Origin of the sequence: Rhodopirellula islandica, from assembly GCF_001027925.1 — a bacterium.
GTDB lineage: Bacteria > Planctomycetota > Planctomycetia > Pirellulales > Pirellulaceae > Rhodopirellula > Rhodopirellula islandica.
Genome location: NZ_LECT01000031.1, coordinates 204235 through 223268, shown reverse-complemented (window position 1 = coordinate 223268; position 19034 = coordinate 204235). Strand labels below are relative to the sequence as shown.

The window sequence follows — 19034 nt, the reverse complement described above, 5'->3', positions numbered from 1 at the left end:
ATTTGAGGATTCGAAGATCATGAGCGAAGTCGATGTCATTTACGAAGACAATCATTTGCTCGTGGTGAACAAGCCCACTAAGTTAGCGACGATGGGAGCGACTGGGCAGCCGACCTTGCATTCGTTGGGGTGTGACTACATCCGGCGAACTTGCAGCAAACCCGGGAAGGTCTACCTTGGCATTGTCAGTCGACTGGATTCGATGACCTCAGGGGTGATCGTCTTGGCGCGGACGAGCAAAGCAGCCAGTCGACTCACGCCCCAGTTCGCGAACCATTCTGGCGAGGGAGCCAAGAAAACCTACCTTGCGGTGGTGGCGGGACGGGTCGAGCAGCAGCAGGGCGTGTTAGTCGATGATGTCTACAAAGACGATGCCGCCCATCGCATGCGAGTGGCTCATCATCCGAGAGCGGACGCGAAGGAGGCTCGTTTGGAATTTGACGTGTCCGGGTACGAACGCGATTCAACGCTGTTGAAGGTCAAACCGCTGACTGGCCGGAAGCACCAAATTCGCCTGCAGTGGTCGGAGGCCGGCTTTCCCATTTTGGGTGACACGAAGTATGGAAGCGAACGGTCTTGGCCGACCGGGATCGCGCTTCATAGTTGGCGGCTCTCGATCATGCATCCAACAAAAAAAGAACGCCTGACCTTTGAAGCACCCGTTCCAGAGGTCTGGAAGAGCAAGCTCGATTCGAGTTTGCTGGGTGGGCGTTGAGATCGAGCGTCGCTGGGGCCAGCAACGAAAAAACGTCGTCTCCAACTTGAAGACGACGTTTCGTTCGTTTGACTCAAGGGTGATCGAGGATCAGTTCCGCAGGAGTTCTTGGATACCGTAGGTGAAGAAAGTACCGAGGCCGAAGTTCAGCAGTTCTTCTTCACACTTGTATTGCAAGATCAAAGTGTCGCCAGGTTGAACCAGTGGACGGCTTCGCGGGTCGTTGACTGCTCTCGCAAGGTCCACCTCGATCGCAACTTGTCCGTTGCAAGGTGTTTGACGCAAGATATACAGCATTCCTGGTGGGACTCCGCCAACCGATCGTGCTCCTCCGAATCCACTGCCACCGGTCGTTTGTCCGATGCCTCCTCCAGCGAGAGCCATCGCTCCCAGGACGTCCAAGTCATAGTCACGAGGGAGCGGGAATTCGCCGCCGGGCAACTGGCCACCGGTGTAGAAGACTTCCGTTTCGCGGTTTTCGATGTAAACAATGTCACCGTCTTGCAGTTCCACATCTTCCGGTGAGATGTTGGGAATGACTCCTGGTGGCAATCGCAATGGGATGCGAAGGATCGATGGGTCTGGCGGCAGTTCAGGCGGGCAGACACAGGGATCGAGCATGGCGTTGCGTTGAGACGCGTAAAAGTCTCGGACGAACTGAGCTCGCTTGCGTTTGTCAGCTTCGCTGGCTCGCAACACTCGCACTTCGTTTTTGGCATTGAGCCCCGGCAAACCACCTGTTTCGACAAGAGCGTGCAGAATGTCGTTCTTGTAGGCAGGGAGTTTGACCAAGCCACCGCTGGCCGAGTTGTCACGGCCACGAATGAACTCGCTGGACTGAGCCTGAAGTGAACGTTGGTTGCTTTCGCCCAGTCCATCTTCGCGGACCACGATCACGTCGTAGGTTCGCTCTTTGATGAGTGTGACAATCGGGCGAGCTTTTTCTTCTCGCAGGATGTCATTGTCGATGTAAGCCTCACGAATTTTTTCGCGAACTTGATCGAGCGTCAGCCCTTCGACCTCCAGGGGTTCAATCAGTGGCAGCGACAGCGTGCCGTCATCCTGAACCGCGATGGGGTAACCGATCGATGGCGGCAGAGTGCTGTCTTGTTCTGGGAAGTTGACCGGAGGTGGCTCGGGCGGCGTGTTCGGCGGGTTGAAGGGCAGAACACCTTCGATGTAGACGCCGAGGATGTCATCCGGGCCCAGTTGATAGTCACGTGGCGGTTCGAGCGATAGCAACGCGATATCCACCGGCACCAGATTGTTCTTGGGAGCCGGGAAGAATTCGGGTGGCAAGCGGTGAGCCGGCACGCCATCGATTGGCTGGGTCAACGACGAGCAGCCGGTCAATGAAGCGACCAGCGACGCGGCAACGCCAAGTCCAACCGTGTAGCGAATGTGTTTCCACACTCGGGTTTGAAAGAGGTTGATGTTCATCCTTGAACTCTCTGAAAGTGCAATCGGGTGCAAAGCCGCCCGGACTGGTCTGTGGTTGAGGAACGGTCTGAAATCAATCGAACAAGAATTGCATCGATTGATTGTTTGCAGGCGATTCGACTGCTTCGTTTGATTGGGCCTGACGATCTGGCCGTCCAAAAATCTCCTCGATCACCGAGTCGATTTCGTCTTGCGTTGGTTCGGCGACGTTCGTGCTGACCGGTGTCTGAAATTCTTTCGGAACGAGGTCAACCGGCGTCGAGGTATCTTGCTCGGGAAGATCACTCAAGAATGACTCGGTCGCTTCCGGAAAGTGATCCGAAGGACGTTGAGTGGGCGTCATTTGAGAGAATGGATCATCCAGGGCGTCTGATTTGGGATCCGACATCTTCTCGCTGGCTTGCTTGACTGGAACCGGCAAGTTGGCGGGGGCTTCTTCTGGGAAGCCAACCGCTGGTTCATTCGGGTCTTCAAACGTGACTCGGCCTGGCACGAGTGTCTCGCCTGCACCGAGTTGGATGCCGGGTGGCAGGGCGTTGGTCGTTGCGACGGGCGGAGCAGCGGCGGCCGGCGTGGGCGCCATCGAGCCAGTCATCGCGGCAGGTGCGGGACGTGTCGGCGTTTGGATACGAATTTGGTTGTAATATCCAATCCCGTCTTGTTCCGCTGCTTTCACACCGAGTGGAAAGCCTTCAAACCAAGCGTTCACGGCACTTTGACCATCACCGGACTGGTGCTTCCAACCCCAGTAGTCAGGAGACACCACAGCGGGCGTGCATCCCGATCCACCGGTGGCAACTTCCATGTAGCCTTCGATGAAGCCCTTGCGAAGGTCCTTCATGTGCCGATGGTTTTTGTGACAATGTGAGTTTCGCAACCAAGCCTTGGAAGCCATGACCTTGTTGCGGTGCGAGACCATGAAGTCATCAACGCACTCGCTTCGGGTCATTTTGGATGACAGGCCGCCCATGATGGTGCAGCCAGTCATTCCCGTTGTCAAAAGGCCTGCCGCAAGACTCGCCAAGAAGGCTCGTTGAGCTCGTTGGCGAATGATGTTTCGCCTCGATTGCTTCGGGCGGACGGACGCGTCATGTCGATTAAGCTGGGTCATAATGCCGGCTCCCCTAGCGGCGGATCTATCTGGATCACACGACTCGTGCGTGCAACATTTCCAGTCGCCATCTTGCCCCCAAAACTGGCTGCAACGGCTCTCGGAATCTGGGTCGCACCGCTTGTAGCGATTGTGCTAGCGAGCGATGTCCCCGCATTCTTTATCGCCGCTTCGGGGATTCTGGTTTAGCCAAATGTGCACGAATTGGGGGTGCTAGCAGTCGGTCGGGTTAGTGAAGCTGTTCCGGGAGGCGAGAAAATCTCAGGTGTCCCGGCGCGTTCATCGCGAAAACCCCAGTGTTTTCGCTACGCAAGAGGGGTGCCACGACCCCTTTTGAGTTGCAGGATTTGGGGAGATCTTTCGGTTACAACGATTGTTGACCGCAATCCCGACGAAGATCATTGAACTTTTTGTGACCCCTGGGGGTGGATTCCGGTCTGACGCGTAAGATGATGCAACGCGGAACCGTTGTACTAAAATGATGAGGTAGTCTTGTCACACAGGGTTTGCCGGTCGGCCTTGCTGACTGATGAACGGCCCGCCAAGCCTGCCTTGGTGGTACTTTTCGATGCATCCGTGTCAAACTGCCCTCCTCTGATCCAATCAACTAGCAATGACACCATTCATCCTCGTCACTCTTGCAGCTGCCTTCGTCACGATGTTGGTGTTGGTGCCGGTTGTGCGTGCGTTTGCAATTCGAATCGGTTTGGTTGACAACCCTGATGCTGAGCGGAAGCTTCACGACAGACCCATCGCCTTGGCCGGCGGATTGGCGGTTTTCCTTGCCACAGGAATCGCTTTTGTTGTCGGCATCGCGTATGAAAGCGGCTGGGGGGAGTTCAGCAAGATGACGGAGTTGTCGTCACGATGGTTTGTCTTGCTGGGAGCCTCCACTGCGATTCTGGTTGTCGGATTGATCGACGACAAATGGGCCCTTCGAGGCCGGCAGAAGTTGCTGGCTCAGTGCGTGATCGCCATGATCGTCGTCGCAAGTGGAACCGTCATGCGATCGATTTCACTGTTCGGATTCGAAATCCCCTTGGGGATCTTTGCTCTGCCTGTCAGCGTTTTGTGGTTGTTGCTTGCAATCAATGCGCTCAACCTGCTTGACGGTGCCGATGGGATGGCGACCACTGTGGGAGCGTTCGTTTGCGGCGGGTTGGCACTGCTCAGTGCATCCAGTGGGCATTCGGCCTCCACCGTCATTGCTGCCACCGCCTTGTGTGGTGCTTTGCTCGGGTTCTTGGTGTTCAACCGTCCGCCGGCAAGCATCTTTTTGGGCGACGCCGGAAGCATGATGATCGGGTTGATCGTTGGCGTGTTGGCGATGTGGTGTTCGCTGAAGGAGTCCGCTGTTGTGGTTGCCGCGCCGGTCGCCATTTTGGTGCTGCCGCTGTTCGACTCGACCGCCGCCATCATTCGACGATGGATGACCGGACGCAGCATGTATGCGACCGACCGCGGTCACTTGCACCACCTGTTGAACGAGAAGTTTGGCCCGAACGGCATGTTGTTGGTCGTGGCAGGACTTTGCAGCTTCAGTTCCGCAATCGCGATTCTTTCGGTGCGGTTCAACCAAGATTGGTTGGTCCTCGTCGGGGCCGTTGTGGTTCTCGGTTTCTTGGTGCTGACGCGAACGTTTGGGCATTCGGAGTGCAGGCTTCTGTTAGGGCGTCTGTATCACTTCGCTCACTCGTTCGTTGTTCGTCCCCAAGACTGCGAATCCTCCAAGCATTTGCGGAGTGTTCAAATTCAAGGCGAAGGTTGCTGGGAGCCCGTCTGGGAACCTTTGGTCGAATTCGCGAAGCGTCATGATTTTGCCAAGGTGCAAATCGACGCGAACATGGCTTGGTTGCATGAAGGCTATCACGCGACGTGGCAAAGCGTTCGGTTGCCAGAAAAGTCGGTTCAGAGTGTGGTGCGGATCCCATTGTATGCGACCCGACCCGGCGAAGAGGAAGCGGTTCCAATCGGCAAGGTGGAAGTGATTGCGAATTCGTCGCAAGAATCGCTGGCTCACCTGAGCTATTTCCTCGAGCACGCTGAAGAACTGCAGACGCAAGTCCGATACTTGGTCGCGAACTTGGATAAAAAGACAGCCGCCGCGCGACTGAACGCAGCGAGCAAGCTCTCGAAGCCTGAGAGCGAAGAGCCGGCGGTCGGAACAGAAGAGGTCGAGACGGCTCCGACCAGCTAGGTCGATGCCTGGTTCACGACGGTTTTGCTACGTGTTGACCACGCAACGATGGAAAGGCCAACAAGGACGAGGATCGCTGAAATGGCAATCCAGGCTGGTGGCAAGTGTTTGGAGCCATCCGCATCGCTGAGCCCCAAGAAATCCAGTCGTTCGTGATAACGAGCGGCCATTTCCAGCATCCCGTTGTGGACGAAGTGGAGCAAGACGCCCGGCCAAACGCTTCCCGTTCGGTAAGCCACCCAGCCCAGTAGCAGTCCCAGCAGCATCGTGGGAAGGAACCGTTCGACGAGGAGCGTGCTGCCCACGAACACATGGAAAAGCCCAAAGAGCACCGCGGTGACGACGATCGTTTGCCAGGGACGAAGAACGGCCGAGAACGCGGAGAATAAATACCCGCGAAAACAGAGTTCTTCGATGAGTGCGGGAGTCGCTGCCATGGTCAGCAGCAGGATCCAAGGCGGGACGGTTTTCCATTTGTCCAACAAGGACCGGGTGCGCTCGATTTGGTCATCGGATAACAAAGCGATTCCGAACTGATCGGCGAGTGCCAACGCTTCATGAGCAAATGCCCACGCGCCTCCGGCAAGCACGATGGCGCCTAAAAAAGAGGCCATCGGCGGCTTTGCAAACCGGTAGGTGGACCGAAAGCGATGCTTCCCAATGATGGTTGCAATCAGAGGAATCAGACCGAATACCAGGATCAAGCTCAGTGCATTGAGCAGCAACTGGGAGCTGATCGAGATGCTTTCGGAAAGAACACGCAGCCACTGCATCAAGCCATTCGAAATCAGGAAGGAGGCTGGTAGAAGCAACGCAACGACCAACCCCGCTTGGCTCACGCTGGGATGGTTCGTCATCGATTCGGGACGCTGAAGAAGCGAACCAAACGATTTTTGACTGGTCCGCTCCACTGCGTCACTGCCAAACAATTTGGCGGCGATGCCCAGCGTTGCCGCTGCATAAAACAGCGTGCTCGTGACGGCAATCAAAGCACCGGCAGTGGATGCCGAGCCTGAAAGAATGTCGCGTGCGAGCAATACGATGTTGAGAAGCGGGGCAACGGCCAGCGGTCCCTCCAGGTTCACGCCCGGCATCAAGGACAGCATGGCGGGACCGAGTGACAGCAGCATCACAGGGATCAGATAAGCCTGGGCCTCCTTGAATGACTTGGCGAAACTGGTGAGCGAGAGCAGCAATGCAGAGAAGAAGCAACTGAAGAGCATCAACAGTCCGAGGATCTGCAAAATCTGTAGTAGGCCAATCGCGGAATCTTCCCCAGCCAGCATGCTGACCAGTCCGGTCACCTTCATGGTCACAAACATCGCTAGCAAGTTCGCCATGGCGGTGAGAAACGCCACGCTGACCACCGCAAGGTATTTCGCGAGCAGCACCCACCAGCGCGGAACCGGAGAGGCCATCAAGGCCTCCATCGTGCCCCGCTCTCGCTCACCCGCAGTCAGGTCGATGGCTGGGTAGACCGCTCCCGTGATTGTCATCAAGACCAGAACCAGGGGAATCACCGTCCCAAGAATCGAGCCCGATGCCTTCTCGCCGATCGACCGGATTCGCAAATCAATGGCTCGGTAGTTTGGATCGATCCTCTGAGCGATCTTCATGGTCTCGGCCAACTGCAGCCATTGCAAACGCTCCGTCAGGATCCTTTGGGCCGTGCTGCTGGCTTGATCGTTGTTGTACGAGACAATTTCGACGGAGTGAACGGAGTCAGGGCCGTTTTGAAACTTGACCGCGATGTCGAGTCGGTTCTGAGACAACGCGTCTTCGGCGGACATCTCCTCGGGCACAACGACCTTGAACTGTGCCAGTTGGCCTCCGTTGACCTTCAGGATGGGCTCCGGAGGCGCGCTTCGCGGATCTTCAATCAGCGCCTGCAGAAAATCGCGTTCGGCGGGCGACGAGACACCGACCAGAAAGGCTTGCTCGGCCGGCATCCCAGACGAGAGCAAGAAGCGATTCAGGGCCATGCTCAGCAACGGGTAAACCAACAATGGCATCATCACCAATGTCAGCATTGTCCGTCGATCTCGCAGAGTTTCCCGAAGTTCTTTGAGTGTGAGTCGGCCAAGCCGAGACCAGGAAAGATTCACGCGTGGTCCTCGGTCAGCGCCGGTTCAGTGGATTGCATCAAGTCAACAAACATCTCCACGAGATGTTCGCGTCCGGTTTCTTGGCGAAGATCATTCAGTGTGCCGCGGTAGCGAATGCGGCCCTGATGAAGCAGTCCGAATTGGTCACAAAGCCGTTCGGCTTCATCCAATCGGTGAGTGCAGACAACCACCGCTTTCCCCGCAGACCGAAGGTGGGCGATGTATTCAAAGATGGTTTGGACCCCGACGACATCCAACCCACGCGTCGGTTCATCGAGCAACATCACGGGCGGGTCATGAATCAGCCCCCGAACCAAGGTCACTCGTTGCCGCTGCCCGGTGCTGAGAGAACCCGCCCGACGATCCAGCAACGCTTCGATTTGCATCACGTTGGCGAGTTCTTTCAGTCGATCCGCTGCTTTCTTGGGAGCCACGCCATAAAGATCTGCGAAATATAGAAGCATCTCGCGAACCGATAGCCAGGGATAGACTCCGTCGCTGGCGGAGACAAAACCTAGTTTGGCCTTGGCTGCGAACGGGTTTTCAGCGGTTCGAATGCCAGCGACTTCCGCATATCCTTCGTCTGGTTCGAGCAACCCAAGCACCATTCGCAACGTGGTTGTCTTGCCTGCTCCGTTGGGGCCCAACAGGCCGAATACCTCTCCGGGGGAGACTCGCATCGACAGCCTGTCGACCGCGAATACAGTTCCGCCTTCGATCGAGAATCGTTTGGTCAGCGAATCGATCAAAAGCATGGTTGAGAACGGACTTGGCGGAGAAGAAAGCAGCAAGGAAAGTTGCCGTTGCAACGAACTGCTACGTTGCTGACAACGCATCGGGTCTGCTTCCACCTCCAAAACAATGGATTAGGAAAGCATCGCTTGATGTCCCGTCACCAATCGCGGAGGCAAGTGGGTCACGCTGTTGAGCGAATCCAATTTCCAGCCCGTCGTTGACCATTGTAGGGAAGTGACGGATGTGTTGGGGATGGGACCAACCGACTCCATTGCGACGGTTCCTGCCAGCATCAGCGACAACATCTCACGCAAGAAATCGGCGTGCGCGATCAAGACCACCACCGGATCGGTGGAAAGACTGCGAGGCTCATGACTCGGTCGTTGTGGGAACGTGTTCTCAAAACGTTCGATCACCGAGCGGGAACGAGCTCGCATCTGGTCAGGAGATTCGGGATCTCTGCCGCCCCACCATCCGTCGCTTTGGATCTCGGAGTCCACCGTGAGAGGAGGCGGTTCGCGATCTGGAAGTTGATCGCTGATGTCTCGAAAGAACGAGTGAATCGCCTCTCGGCCCAAGCCTTCCGCACCACGGAAGTTCTTTTCATGATGACCATGGTAGCAGCCACCATTTTCAAACACATCGTGCCAAACCGCGATCGGGTACCGTCGCGGGGCGGTGTGTGCGTGTTGCAGAACGAATCGAGTCGTTTCCAACGTGCGAAGAAACGGGCTGGTGATCAGCTGATCGATGGCCAGTCCCGACATCCATTTTCCAAGGCAGTCCGCTTGCAGTCGACCTCGCGCCGTGATGCTTGGATCACAAACGCGAGCGTGCACCGGTTTGGCGTTGTTCTCGCTTTCGGCGTGTCGAATGAGTAGCAACTGCATCGGTCAGGATCAGATGTTGCGGCCTTGGCGACGGCGGTCTGATTCCTTCAACAGGATTTTTCGCAGGCGAATGGATTCAGGCGTGACCTCAACCAATTCATCGTCCTCGATGTACTCGAGGGCCGCTTCCAGGGACATGTCGCGTGGTGGCTTCAGGATGACGTTTTCATCGCTGCCGCTGGCACGCATGTTGGTCAACTTCTTCTCGCGACATGGATTCACGGTCATGTCACTTTCGCGAGCGTTTTCGCCGACGATCATCCCCTCGTACACTTCGGTGCCCGGTGGAATGAACAGTTCTGCACGATCTTGCAATGCAAACAAGGCAAACGGCATGGTTTTGCCGCCGACCATCGAAATCAGAACACCGTTGGCACGGCGGGGCACATCGCCCTCGACCACGCGGTAGCTTTCAAATCGGTGGTGAATGATGGCGGTTCCGCGAGTCGCGTTGAGCAATCGAGTTCGCAATCCGATCAAACCACGCGAGGGAACAATGAAACGGAGCAGGCTGTAGTCGCCACGTTGCTTCATTTCTTCCAGTTGACCACGGCGCAAACCGACCAGTTCCATGACGGGACCCATCGCTTCGGTGGGGACTTCCACACGCAGGGTTTCGAATGGTTCGTGCTTTTTGCCGTCGATCTCTTTGAAAACCACACGTGGTTTTCCAACGCTCAGCTCATAGCCTTCGCGACGCATGGTTTCGATCAAGACGGCCAAGTGAAGCACGCCTCGGCCGGCAACGGCGTAGGCTTCGGTGCCTTCGATCATGGAGACACGAAGTGCAACGTTGCGTTCCAGTTCTTTTTCCAAGCGGGCTTTGATTTGACGCGTCGTGACGTACTTGCCTTCGCGGCCAGCCAGCGGTGACGAGTTGACGCTGAAGACCATTTCCAAGGTCGGCTCATCGACTTTCAGTCGTGGCAACGCCTTTCCTGTGTCGCAGGCGGTGATGGTGTCACCGATTTCGACGTCATCGAGGCCTTCCAGTGCGATCAGGTCGCCTGCGCCGGCGCTCTCCGCGGGGACACGTCCCAATTTGTCAAACACGTGCAAGCACGATGCTTTGACTCTTCGGACGATTGGATTGCCTGAGGAATCGATGGTGTGAACGTCGACTGCCTGTCCTGTTTCAATTGTTCCTGCGTTGACTCGACCCACCGCGATTCGTCCAACGTATTCACTCCAGTCCAACGTGGTGACCATCATTTGAAAGTCGGACTTGGTATCGACGGTTGGACCGGGCAGGTGATCGACCAACAGATCCAACAAAGCAGTCATGTCTTTGGTGACTTTGGTGGGATCGTCGGTGGCGTAGCCTTCTTTGGCACTCGCGAAAACGTAAGCGGCACTGTCGAGTTGTTCTTCGCCACCGAGGTCGGCCAACAATTCGAGTGCTTCGTCGAGTGCTTCGGGAGGACGTCCATCAGGACGGTCGACCTTGTTCACCACGACGATCGGTTTGACGCCGGCTTGCAGTGCCTTTTCAAGCACAAATCGTGTTTGTGGCATCGGGCCTTCAGCTGCATCGACCAACACCAGGGCACCGTCCGCCATTTGGACGACGCGTTCGACTTCGCCGCCGAAGTCCGCGTGACCCGGGGTGTCGATCAAGTTGATCTTCACGCCGCGGTAGTGAACCGCGATGTTCTTGGACAGAATCGTGATTCCGCGTTCTTTTTCGATATCATTGGAATCCAGAATCCGTTCGCCCTTGAGCTCTGCGTCACGGTACTGACCACTTTGTCGCAGCAGACAATCCACCAGCGTGGTTTTTCCGTGGTCGACGTGTGCGATGATGACGACATTTCGGATCTCTTCTCGAACAGCGGTGTTGCTCGAGATTTCAGTGCCGGCGTCTTGAGAAGGGGATGCGGTGGAAGACAAAGGACAACTTTCAATGGATAAACGTTTCAGGCGGAAGCCCACGTTCTAACGGCCCATTGGAAAGTCAACCAGTCAAAAATCGTTTTGTGCGCCCTGCGGCAACGCTAGGCGTGTCTAAGTGGGTTTATTTTTGCATTTAGAGGTTTTCGATGCTCGTTGCTGTCACCGGTGCAACCGGTTTTTTGGGTCGACACGTCGTTTCGAATCTGTTGCAGGGCGGCCACTCCGTTCGCGGATGGACCCGGAAAGCGGCTCCCCCAGAGTTAGAGGGGGTCGATTGGGTCCGTGGTGAGCTGGACGATCGAGGCTCGGTGGAAGGCTTGGTCGCCGGCTGCGATGCGGTCGTCCACACCGCTTTGGCGCGTGAAGGGGCCGGCTTCATGGATGTCCCGCAGCAGCCGCTGGACTACATCCAGACCAATTTGATGGGATCGATTGCTCTGCTCGAAACAGCCGCCGCCCATTCAGTTGGGCGGTTCGTCTTTGTTTCGTCGGGGGCCGTTCACCAGCACGTCGTGGAGGGCATTGCACTGGATGAACAGCATCCGCTGCGGCCCGGATCTCTGTACGGCGCGTGCAAAGCATCGATGGAAACGATGGTGCACGCGTACGGCAGTTCAGGCCGAATCAACGCCGCCAGCCTTCGCCCGGTCGCCATCTACGGTGTCGACACTCCGCTAGAGAATTCGAAGTGGTTTGACTTGATGCGAGCTGTCGCTCGTGGGGAGTCCGTTCCAGCGGATGGCGGCGGAAAAGTCGTGCATGTCAAAGACGTTGCCGCTGCGATTGCAACCTTGCTCGAAACAGAATCACCGATCGCGGGAGAAACCTACAATTGCTGCGATCGATTTTTCTCGGAGCATGAAATTGCCAGCCGCGTGATGGAAATCACGAACTCGAAAGCGATGCTCACCGGTGATCCCAAATCTTCTGGCCGAGAAATGTCATCGGCCAAGCTGGAGTCACTTGGCTTTCAATTTGGCGGGCTATCCAGACTGGACGAGACTATTCGCCAGCTCGTGCAGGAACTGTAGCTCGTTGAAGATTGCCGTGTGTTGAGACGACGCCACTGGTTGCCAGTGCGTAGACGCCGAAGAACAAACCGCTGTAAACCAAATCACCCGCCAAGGTGTACTGGAAGAATGGGGCGGCTGCTGCGAAGCATGCGGTCAGTCCGGTCCAAGTCGAAGGGTAGAACGCGACCCAGACGGCAAAGTTGGTGGCCAGGAAAAACAGCACGCTGCCGGCAAGCGAACCTGCGAAGACCGTGAGCGCGCTGGTGTTGGCACCGACCAGTTTGCGACCGATGACAAAGTTCGCCAACAGGCAACCGTAGACAACTGGCATCAAAGAATGGAATCCGAGCACAGCATCGCTGATCAACATCGCGATGATCACCGACACGGCCATGATTCGGGGAGAGACCGTCATCGCACCGGCAAACAAGCACATCGCTGCCAAAGGTGTGAAGTTCGGTGGGTGCGGGAGCAGGCGGGAAGCGACAGCGATGCCGATCATGGCCAAAACGATTGCAAAACGTTGCAGATTGTTACTTGGATTCACAGGAACACTCAATCAAAAAAATCAAAGGTACGGCGGGAAATTCAAAGGTACGGAAACTAGGAGGGGCCAACAGGCCATGTTCGTCGGATGACGAGACGTCACGAGTTGGTCTCGCCTGGCGCTGTTTGGACCGGTGGAGCTTGAGCGGCCCGCCGCTGGCGTACCAACTCAAGAATGGAACGTTTTTCTGCTGGGGATGCAATCGACCATTTGCCAATCTCGCCCAAAGTTCGTGAACATCCGATGCACATTTGCTGGTGATTCACTTGGCAAACCCCAACGCAGGGCGACTTGGGCGTGTCGGTGGGTGGGATCATGCGGAGTCACCCAGCAACTCGAGGGAATCGATCCACTCGCCGTTTTCGGACGAGTCGGAATCATCGTCGGATTCACGCCCCGATTCACTCCACAGCTGATCAATCAGCTCCGTGGATAAACCGCCTGGATCGGAAAGCCTCAACGATTCTGGAACGATCGACGCGAGCGTCTGAGGGCCATCCAGTGCCGATGCTTGAGCTTGGTTTAGCTGATTCGTCGTGATCGCTTCGATGCGTGAAGATTCCGGCGAGATCTGAATGGATCGAGCATCAGGGGAGCTGGTGACTGGTTCGCCTGAGGCGGTTTCTCCATTCAGATAATTGATCACTTGCAACGCATCCAGGGCGGAAACCCGCCCATCACCAGAGACATCGTAGAAACGGCCAATCAGTTCATTGGGGTCATTGGGCGTCAGCAATTCATCGGACTCGCCTGAGTTGAGCCGGTTGATGACGGTCAATGCATCCAACGCAGTGACTTCGCCATTGGCGTTGACATCTTCGCTGCGAATCGCGTTTTGCCAGGGGGTGCTGGTGATCACTTGAACTTCGATCGTCTCGGACACCAGGCGTTGGCGAATCAATCCGTCCGCGACGAGGGGCGCTCCCAGTTGCCAGCTTCCGGTCAACTCTAGATTTTGGCTGCCGATGCTGGTGATGGTGGGAGCATTGGTTCCCAGCAAGGTGGTCAGGCGAGCCGAGTCCAGCCGATAGGTCAGGGGCTCGTCAGGATTGGATGCACCCAGCACCAGTTCTTCAAATCCAACCACCCGATTTTGTAGCCAGGCCGCCAGGTCGATGGTGGATCCGCCGCTTTCATTTGCGAGCCCGTCGGATGGTTGAAGGATCAAGCGATCGAATCCTTCTCCGCCGTCGATCGATGTGAACCAAGTGGTGTCGAGCAAGACGTGATCGTCACCGGCACCCATTTCAATGGTGACCAAGCCGGTCGCCTCTGCGAGCGAGGCGACCGACAACGATTGAGCTTGACCATTCAGGACAACGACGAAACGTTCGTCGCGATTGTTGGATGTCCAAACCGAATCATTGCGAAGATCACGCAGGACCAATTGCTCCGCTTCCAACGCCAAACTCAGGTCGGTTGGTTGGTAGTCGACGAGTGTGAAGAAGTCCTGTTGGGATTCCGCGGAGGCATAGCCGGGGTCACTGAGGTCGCTGACAATTTGCAGTGTTAGCTGAACTGTTTGATTGGGTTCCTGCAGGGTGTCCACGTTGGCCGAGACGGTGATCGTTTGAGGTTCAGACCAATTGTCGGGGGTGAATGTCAATGTGTTTGCACTGAGGGAGAGTTGCTCACCTGCATCCATGGATTCAATCAAAGCTTCCACTGAAACGGTGACACTTGATGCAGGGCGTTGCGATAAACGAACCTCGTACAAATTGGCTGCTTCGCCCTCGATGACCTCCAACGGCTGAAGCAACCGGTGCAACTCGATGCCTGGGGTTTCGTCGTCTTGGATCGAAACATTGGCGTCACCGGCAATGTGGCCGTCTGCGGACACTGTCCAGCGGGCGCTGCCGTCGGTGTTGACCGTGCGGTCGTTCAGTATCGAGACCGGGATTCGAACGGAGTCAGCTCCCGCGGGGATCTCGATCGGTGCATCGATCGCGAAACGTGGGTCGTCCGATTCGAAAGTGAGCGGTAGTGCTGAACTCAAATCGGCTGCATTTCGATGGATCACCACCGACGTTGGCTCCGCGGACACTTGGTCCAGGATCACGTTGTCTGCCGCGAAATAGGCGGGAGTGTTCATCCCGAAGTCACCGACATCCGATGAAGAAAGGTCAAATCGAAGCTGGGAGGCTCCGTCCAAGGAGGTCAAGTCAATGGTGGTCCACTCACCGACGATGTAGTCCAGTGAGTTGTTCTCGAAACGGTAGTCAGCAAGGTAGAAGTCAACGCTTCCGACGGTCTCACCAGACAAATCCAGGCCGACGATTGTCAGCAAGAAGTAGTCCGGGTCGTCACCGGTTTCTCCACCAAACTGCTTCGCGAAGGAGTCGCCTTGCTGCATTGAGAGTGCCGCGTAGGTGCTGTTCGTCAATGAAATGGACGCGAATCGGGCGTCGGACATTGTTTCGGGCAGAGTCAGGGTGGGAGCGGAGTCGCCGCTGCCTGCACCGATCAAGAAGGTCTCAGAAGAATCGCCACCACCGGGTTGGTCCCCAGAGAGGTTGGAATACGCAGCGTACTGGTTGGAATAGCCGGGCGTTGCCACGTCCGTCACGTTGGACGCCGCCCAACCGCTCCAGAAGTCGTACTGCTCGTTGTAGACGTTCGGGAATTCAAGTGGCCCGGCAACGATGGCTCCCGACAGATCAGAGCCGTTGTGGAACGATTCGGCATCGAGGCTCGAGCCTGTGTCTTCCACGTTGATGACGATGATTTGTGACTCATTCAACGTTTCATTTGAATCGTGAGTCACCGTGAGCGATTGGGTGTCGTTGTCTTCGATGGTCAACGAGATGACTTGAGGGGCAAACCCGTTTGCCGTGGCAGTGATCGCGACCTCTCGATTGTCTTCTGCCAGCAGATTGTCGATCAAACGAACTGGGACTGACACGCTGTCTTGCCCAGAAGGGATGACGATCGTTTCAGGGATCCGGATGTCGGTTCGGTCAGCAACCAAGCTCACTTCCAACGGTTCGCTGTTGTCGAGTGTTTGCCGGTGGAGGGTGAGTTGCGGCAGCCCTTCGCCTGGAGCGGCAAGCTGGACGTCGTCCAGTGCGAAGTAGCCCGGCGTGTTCATGCCGAATTGGCCCACGTCAGTGGACGACAATCCAAAGTGCAGTTGGGTTGCTTGGCCGATCGGTGTGAGGTCAACGGTGGTCCATTCATCAACGATGTAGTCCAGCGAGTTGTCTTCAAAACGATAGTCGGCAAGATGGAATCCAACTTCGCCAATCGACTCGCCATTTTCATTCTTGCCGATGATCGTCAAGACGAATGTGTCGGGATCATCGCCTGACTCACCGCCAAATTGCTTTGCGAAAGCGTCGCCGTTGAGCATTGAGAGTGCGGCGTAAGTTGTGTTGGTGACGGCGATGGATTCGAACGGTTGAGAATCATTGGAACGCCGGATGATGGCATCGGCACCGTTGTATCCGATGGCATAGGTGTTCGAATCGCGAACGCCCTCGCCGGTGATGGCAGCGTACTGGTTGAAGAAACCGGAGGTGGTTGTGTCCGACTCGCGACTGATCGAGAACCCAGACCAACTGTCAAAGCCGTACGCGTTGCTAAACGAATTGCCGAATGTCAGTTCACCATCGACGAAGACACCTGCTTGTCCGGCGTTGTTGTTGAATTCATCCGCGACCAAGGTTTGCCCGAACGATTCGAAATCGCCGATCGAGGTGGAATCAGATTCCAGCAGTGGTTCGGTTGGCCCGCTGATCGTCAGTGCTGGCGAATCAGAATCCAAGACAGTGGTTTCAAGTCGTGCGGTTTCGAAGCCTGGCGTGCTGGCTTCGATCACCCAGTCCAGACTTCCAGTCAATGTCTCATCGGGTTCGATCAGCCAAGTCAATTCCGCGGCGGTTGCTCCCGCGGGGATTGTGACTTCCAAGGGCCCATCGATGCGTTCGGTGAGTGACTGTTCCAGCGTGACAGTGACCGATTCAGACACGCTGGATGCGGGGCGAGTGACCGACAAACGAACCGACTGTCCTTCTGTCACTTCGTTCAAGGCGACGCCCTGCGAGTCAAGCAGAGCCAACACGAAGGTGGGGGCTTCGTCGTCGATCACCGTGACATCGAATTCAGCAGTGGCGGCGTTCGGATTGGATGCGACCACCGTGAACGTGTGACTGGTGTTTGCGACGTCGTTGTCGATCAAACCAATGGTGACTTCGACGGAATCAAATCCAGACGGAATCACAATCGAGGCCGGCATCGTCAGCAACTCTGGATTCGGGTTGGTGAGCCCGATTGTCATGGGTTGGTCGAGCGACGCATCATTGCGATGGATGATCGCGGTGACGGTTTGACTTGGATTGGATTCTTCCAAGGGAGACGCTGGGTTGGTGGCGGTCAACGCACGCGAGTCGTCATCCAGGAGTTCGACTGTTGCAACCGATTCAGCGTGTCCTTCAGCGGTGGCGACCAATTGAACAGACTGTGCCGGCGAGAACTTTTCGTCATCCGTGATCGAGATGACCAGCGAAACTTCGCGTTGGCCCGCTGGAAAGGTGAGCGATGCAGGGTAGTTCAACCGTGAATCGGGCTGGGCAGAAACAGAAACGGCCAACGGGGATGAGATGTCGAAGTCATTGCGGCGAAGCGTCAGCGTGGTGGCGGAGGCCCCTTCTGTTTGTTGCAAAGAACTGCTTGAAAAGACGAGTCCCGTTGCATCGTCATCGAGCACGCTCAGTTCTCGAGTTCGTGGGGCCTGCAGTTCAGCTGTGGCAGTGAACTCAACCATTTGATTTGGGCCAGCCAAGTCATCGTCCGAGGTGGAAACGGTGAATTCGGCGTAGTCAGCGCCTGCTGCAATGGTGACCTGAGTTGGCAGGTTCACCAACGAACTGTTCGAGTTGCTGATCGAGACGGTCATCAGCGAACTGCTATCGAGAGCAGGCCGTGAGACTCGCCCGATCATCGATTCGGATTCCAAGAGCGATGTGTCTTCGAAATCCAAGGCGACCTGTGGGCGTTTGACGACCACGTCATCGACCGCAAAGTAGGTTGGAGTGTTGATTCCAAAGTCGCCGATGTCCGAAGATCGCACTTGGAACTGCAATGCTTGAGCGCTTTCAAGCGATGACAGATCGACCTGGATCCATTCATCCACGATGAAATCATCCTCCGAGTTCTCAAACCGGAAATCGGCAAGCACGACGGTCACGGTGCCGATGGATGTTCCCGCGTCGTCGAGCCCATGGATGTCGACTTCGTAGAAGTCTGGGTCCGTGCCGCTGTCGCCACCAAACTGCTTCGCAAATTGGTCACCTTCGGTCATCGAAAGTGCGGCGTAAGTTGTGTTGGTGATCCAAAGCGAATCAAACTGGGAACCGACTTCAGGATCCAGTTCGAGTGTGGGGCGGTTTTCGGGGCTGGCATACTCGGAATAGAAGCCGACGGCGTAGGTGTCGGAGCCATCATGGCCCTCACCGGGGAAGGCACTGTATTGATTGGAAAAATCAGCGGTGGTGGAATCGGTTGTCTTGGAAATCGACCAGCCCTGCCAGCTTCCGTACAGCGAGTTGTAGTCGTTGTTCAGTGACAGTTCTTCTTGCTCGAAACCGTTGGGGGCTTGGTTGGAAAAAGTGGAGGCACCGAGTTCGGAACCGAGCGTTTCGAAATCGATGATCGCGGGACCCGTTTGTTTGGCGTGCAACACGGCGACGCCATCGACATCCAGTCCCGCACTGCCGGTGGTGGGAGTGGGGTCGTAGATCGGGTCGCCTTGTCCATCCAACGAGGTGCCGTCACCAAAAATGTCGACCAACCGAACGTGCGTGATGGCGGTGACGTCCAGTCCGGCGGTGCCGCGAAGTTCTTGCAGATCGAACGGCGTGCCAAATCCACCGCGGTACTTGCCCGCCAAGTTGTTCAAATTGGTTGGATCAATGGACCCGAACGCAGCGACAGCCGAGTCGGTGCGAGAATCGCTTTCAAAGCGGACGAAGTTGACTCCGTCGGAAGAGACTTCCACGTAGCCAAGTTCGAGAAATGTGTCTGAAAAGGAATTCTCAAACACAGCAAAGTCGAATCCCAACCCATCTCGAATGGGATCCTCAAAGGTCAGCGTGAGTGTTCCCGCTCGTCCTAGCGAGACGATGCTGCCGGATTGTCCTTCAGCGGGACCGAGAGCTCGAGAGGATTCCTGCCAAACTTCATCCACCGCGGCTCCCGGGGTGTAGTCTTCCACGCCGGTGGCCCATCCCACGATGGCGGGCGATTCGCGATCGATTGCGGATGAGCCCACTTCGTTCGCGGCTGGGGCGTAAGGGCCCGCGGCAAGGAGCTGACGCGATTCCAATTGTTCGATGGTCAGATGCAACTGTCGGCGACGAGCGAAACGACTTGGCTTGAGCGGGTTCACGGC

12 protein-coding genes are annotated in these 19034 nt (G+C 56.3%); 3 read left to right on the top strand and 9 right to left on the bottom strand.

Annotated features, from left to right (window positions below; genetic code table 11):
- Positions 1 to 19: 19 nt before the first annotated feature.
- Positions 20 to 715, top strand: coding sequence for an RluA family pseudouridine synthase (locus tag RISK_RS17070; protein WP_047815514.1), 696 nt, complete (start codon positions 20 to 22; stop codon positions 713 to 715).
- A gap of 90 nt (positions 716 to 805) precedes the next feature.
- Here the strand turns inward: RISK_RS17070 and RISK_RS17065 are convergent, their stop codons facing one another.
- Positions 806 to 2155, bottom strand: a complete 1350-nt coding sequence (locus RISK_RS17065; protein WP_047815513.1) for a polysaccharide biosynthesis/export family protein — start codon at positions 2153 to 2155, stop codon at positions 806 to 808.
- A gap of 73 nt (positions 2156 to 2228) precedes the next feature.
- Positions 2229 to 3266: a hypothetical protein gene (locus RISK_RS17060; protein ID WP_047815512.1), complete on the bottom strand. Its 1038-nt coding sequence runs from the start codon at positions 3264 to 3266 to the stop codon at positions 2229 to 2231.
- Positions 3267 to 3879: 613 nt separating this feature from the next.
- Between RISK_RS17060 and RISK_RS17055 the strand changes: the two genes are divergently transcribed.
- The gene (locus RISK_RS17055; RefSeq protein WP_047815511.1) at positions 3880 to 5463 is read left to right on the top strand and encodes an MraY family glycosyltransferase; all 1584 of its coding nucleotides are present in this window, start codon (positions 3880 to 3882) and stop codon (positions 5461 to 5463) included.
- Here RISK_RS17055 and RISK_RS17050 read toward each other — a convergent pair.
- The 4 genes from RISK_RS17050 to typA all read right to left on the bottom strand — a co-directional run bounded on the left by RISK_RS17050 (position 5460) and on the right by typA (position 11083).
- Positions 5460 to 7568, bottom strand: coding sequence for an ABC transporter permease subunit/CPBP intramembrane protease (locus RISK_RS17050; RefSeq protein ID WP_047815510.1), 2109 nt, complete (start codon positions 7566 to 7568; stop codon positions 5460 to 5462). The two genes, RISK_RS17055 and RISK_RS17050, sit on opposite strands and share 4 nt — an antisense overlap.
- Positions 7565 to 8323 carry an ATP-binding cassette domain-containing protein gene (locus tag RISK_RS17045; RefSeq protein WP_047815607.1) on the bottom strand — a complete coding sequence of 253 codons (759 nt, stop codon included), beginning with the start codon at positions 8321 to 8323 and terminating at the stop codon, positions 7565 to 7567. Before RISK_RS17045 ends, RISK_RS17050 begins: the two co-directional genes overlap by 4 nt.
- A gap of 111 nt (positions 8324 to 8434) precedes the next feature.
- Complete coding sequence (locus RISK_RS17040) at positions 8435 to 9193, bottom strand: histidine phosphatase family protein (RefSeq protein ID WP_047815509.1); 759 nt, start codon at positions 9191 to 9193, stop codon at positions 8435 to 8437.
- A gap of 9 nt (positions 9194 to 9202) precedes the next feature.
- Complete coding sequence (typA, locus tag RISK_RS17035; RefSeq protein ID WP_047815508.1) at positions 9203 to 11083, bottom strand: translational GTPase TypA; 1881 nt, start codon at positions 11081 to 11083, stop codon at positions 9203 to 9205.
- 149 nt (positions 11084 to 11232) lie between these two features.
- Between typA and RISK_RS17030 the strand changes: the two genes are divergently transcribed.
- Positions 11233 to 12117 (top strand): NAD-dependent epimerase/dehydratase family protein, encoded by an 885-nt coding sequence (locus tag RISK_RS17030; RefSeq protein ID WP_047815507.1) that lies wholly within the window; start codon positions 11233 to 11235, stop codon positions 12115 to 12117.
- On the opposite strand, the gene RISK_RS17025 is transcribed toward RISK_RS17030, so the two are convergent.
- From RISK_RS17025 to RISK_RS17015, 3 genes are all read right to left on the bottom strand, one after another.
- Positions 12089 to 12646, bottom strand: a complete 558-nt coding sequence (locus tag RISK_RS17025; RefSeq protein ID WP_047815506.1) for a DUF6580 family putative transport protein — start codon at positions 12644 to 12646, stop codon at positions 12089 to 12091. The two genes, RISK_RS17030 and RISK_RS17025, sit on opposite strands and share 29 nt — an antisense overlap.
- Before the next feature lie 98 nt (positions 12647 to 12744).
- On the bottom strand, positions 12745 to 12897 hold the full coding sequence (locus tag RISK_RS28680) for a DUF1289 domain-containing protein (protein WP_236696405.1): 153 nt from the start codon (positions 12895 to 12897) through the stop codon (positions 12745 to 12747).
- Between the two features lie 62 nt (positions 12898 to 12959).
- A complete protein-coding gene (locus RISK_RS17015; protein WP_047815504.1) occupies positions 12960 to 19031 on the bottom strand; it encodes a DUF4465 domain-containing protein in 6072 nt (2023 codons plus the stop codon).
- Positions 19032 to 19034: the final 3 nt, after the last annotated feature.

Excerpts from the sequence above, each read along its gene's own strand:
- RISK_RS28680 (WP_236696405.1), bottom strand. The coding sequence starts at position 12,897 with ATGTGCATCGGATGTTCACGAACTTTGGGCGAGATTGGCAAATGGTCG.
- RISK_RS17060 (WP_047815512.1), bottom strand. The coding sequence starts at position 3,266 with ATGACCCAGCTTAATCGACATGACGCGTCCGTCCGCCCGAAGCAATCG.
- RISK_RS17040 (WP_047815509.1), bottom strand. The coding sequence starts at position 9,193 with ATGCAGTTGCTACTCATTCGACACGCCGAAAGCGAGAACAACGCCAAA.
- RISK_RS17045 (WP_047815607.1), bottom strand. The coding sequence starts at position 8,323 with ATGCTTTTGATCGATTCGCTGACCAAACGATTCTCGATCGAAGGCGGA.
- RISK_RS17055 (WP_047815511.1), top strand. The coding sequence starts at position 3,880 with ATGACACCATTCATCCTCGTCACTCTTGCAGCTGCCTTCGTCACGATG.
- RISK_RS17065 (WP_047815513.1), bottom strand. The coding sequence starts at position 2,155 with ATGAACATCAACCTCTTTCAAACCCGAGTGTGGAAACACATTCGCTAC.
- RISK_RS17030 (WP_047815507.1), top strand. The coding sequence starts at position 11,233 with ATGCTCGTTGCTGTCACCGGTGCAACCGGTTTTTTGGGTCGACACGTC.
- RISK_RS17070 (WP_047815514.1), top strand. The coding sequence starts at position 20 with ATGAGCGAAGTCGATGTCATTTACGAAGACAATCATTTGCTCGTGGTG.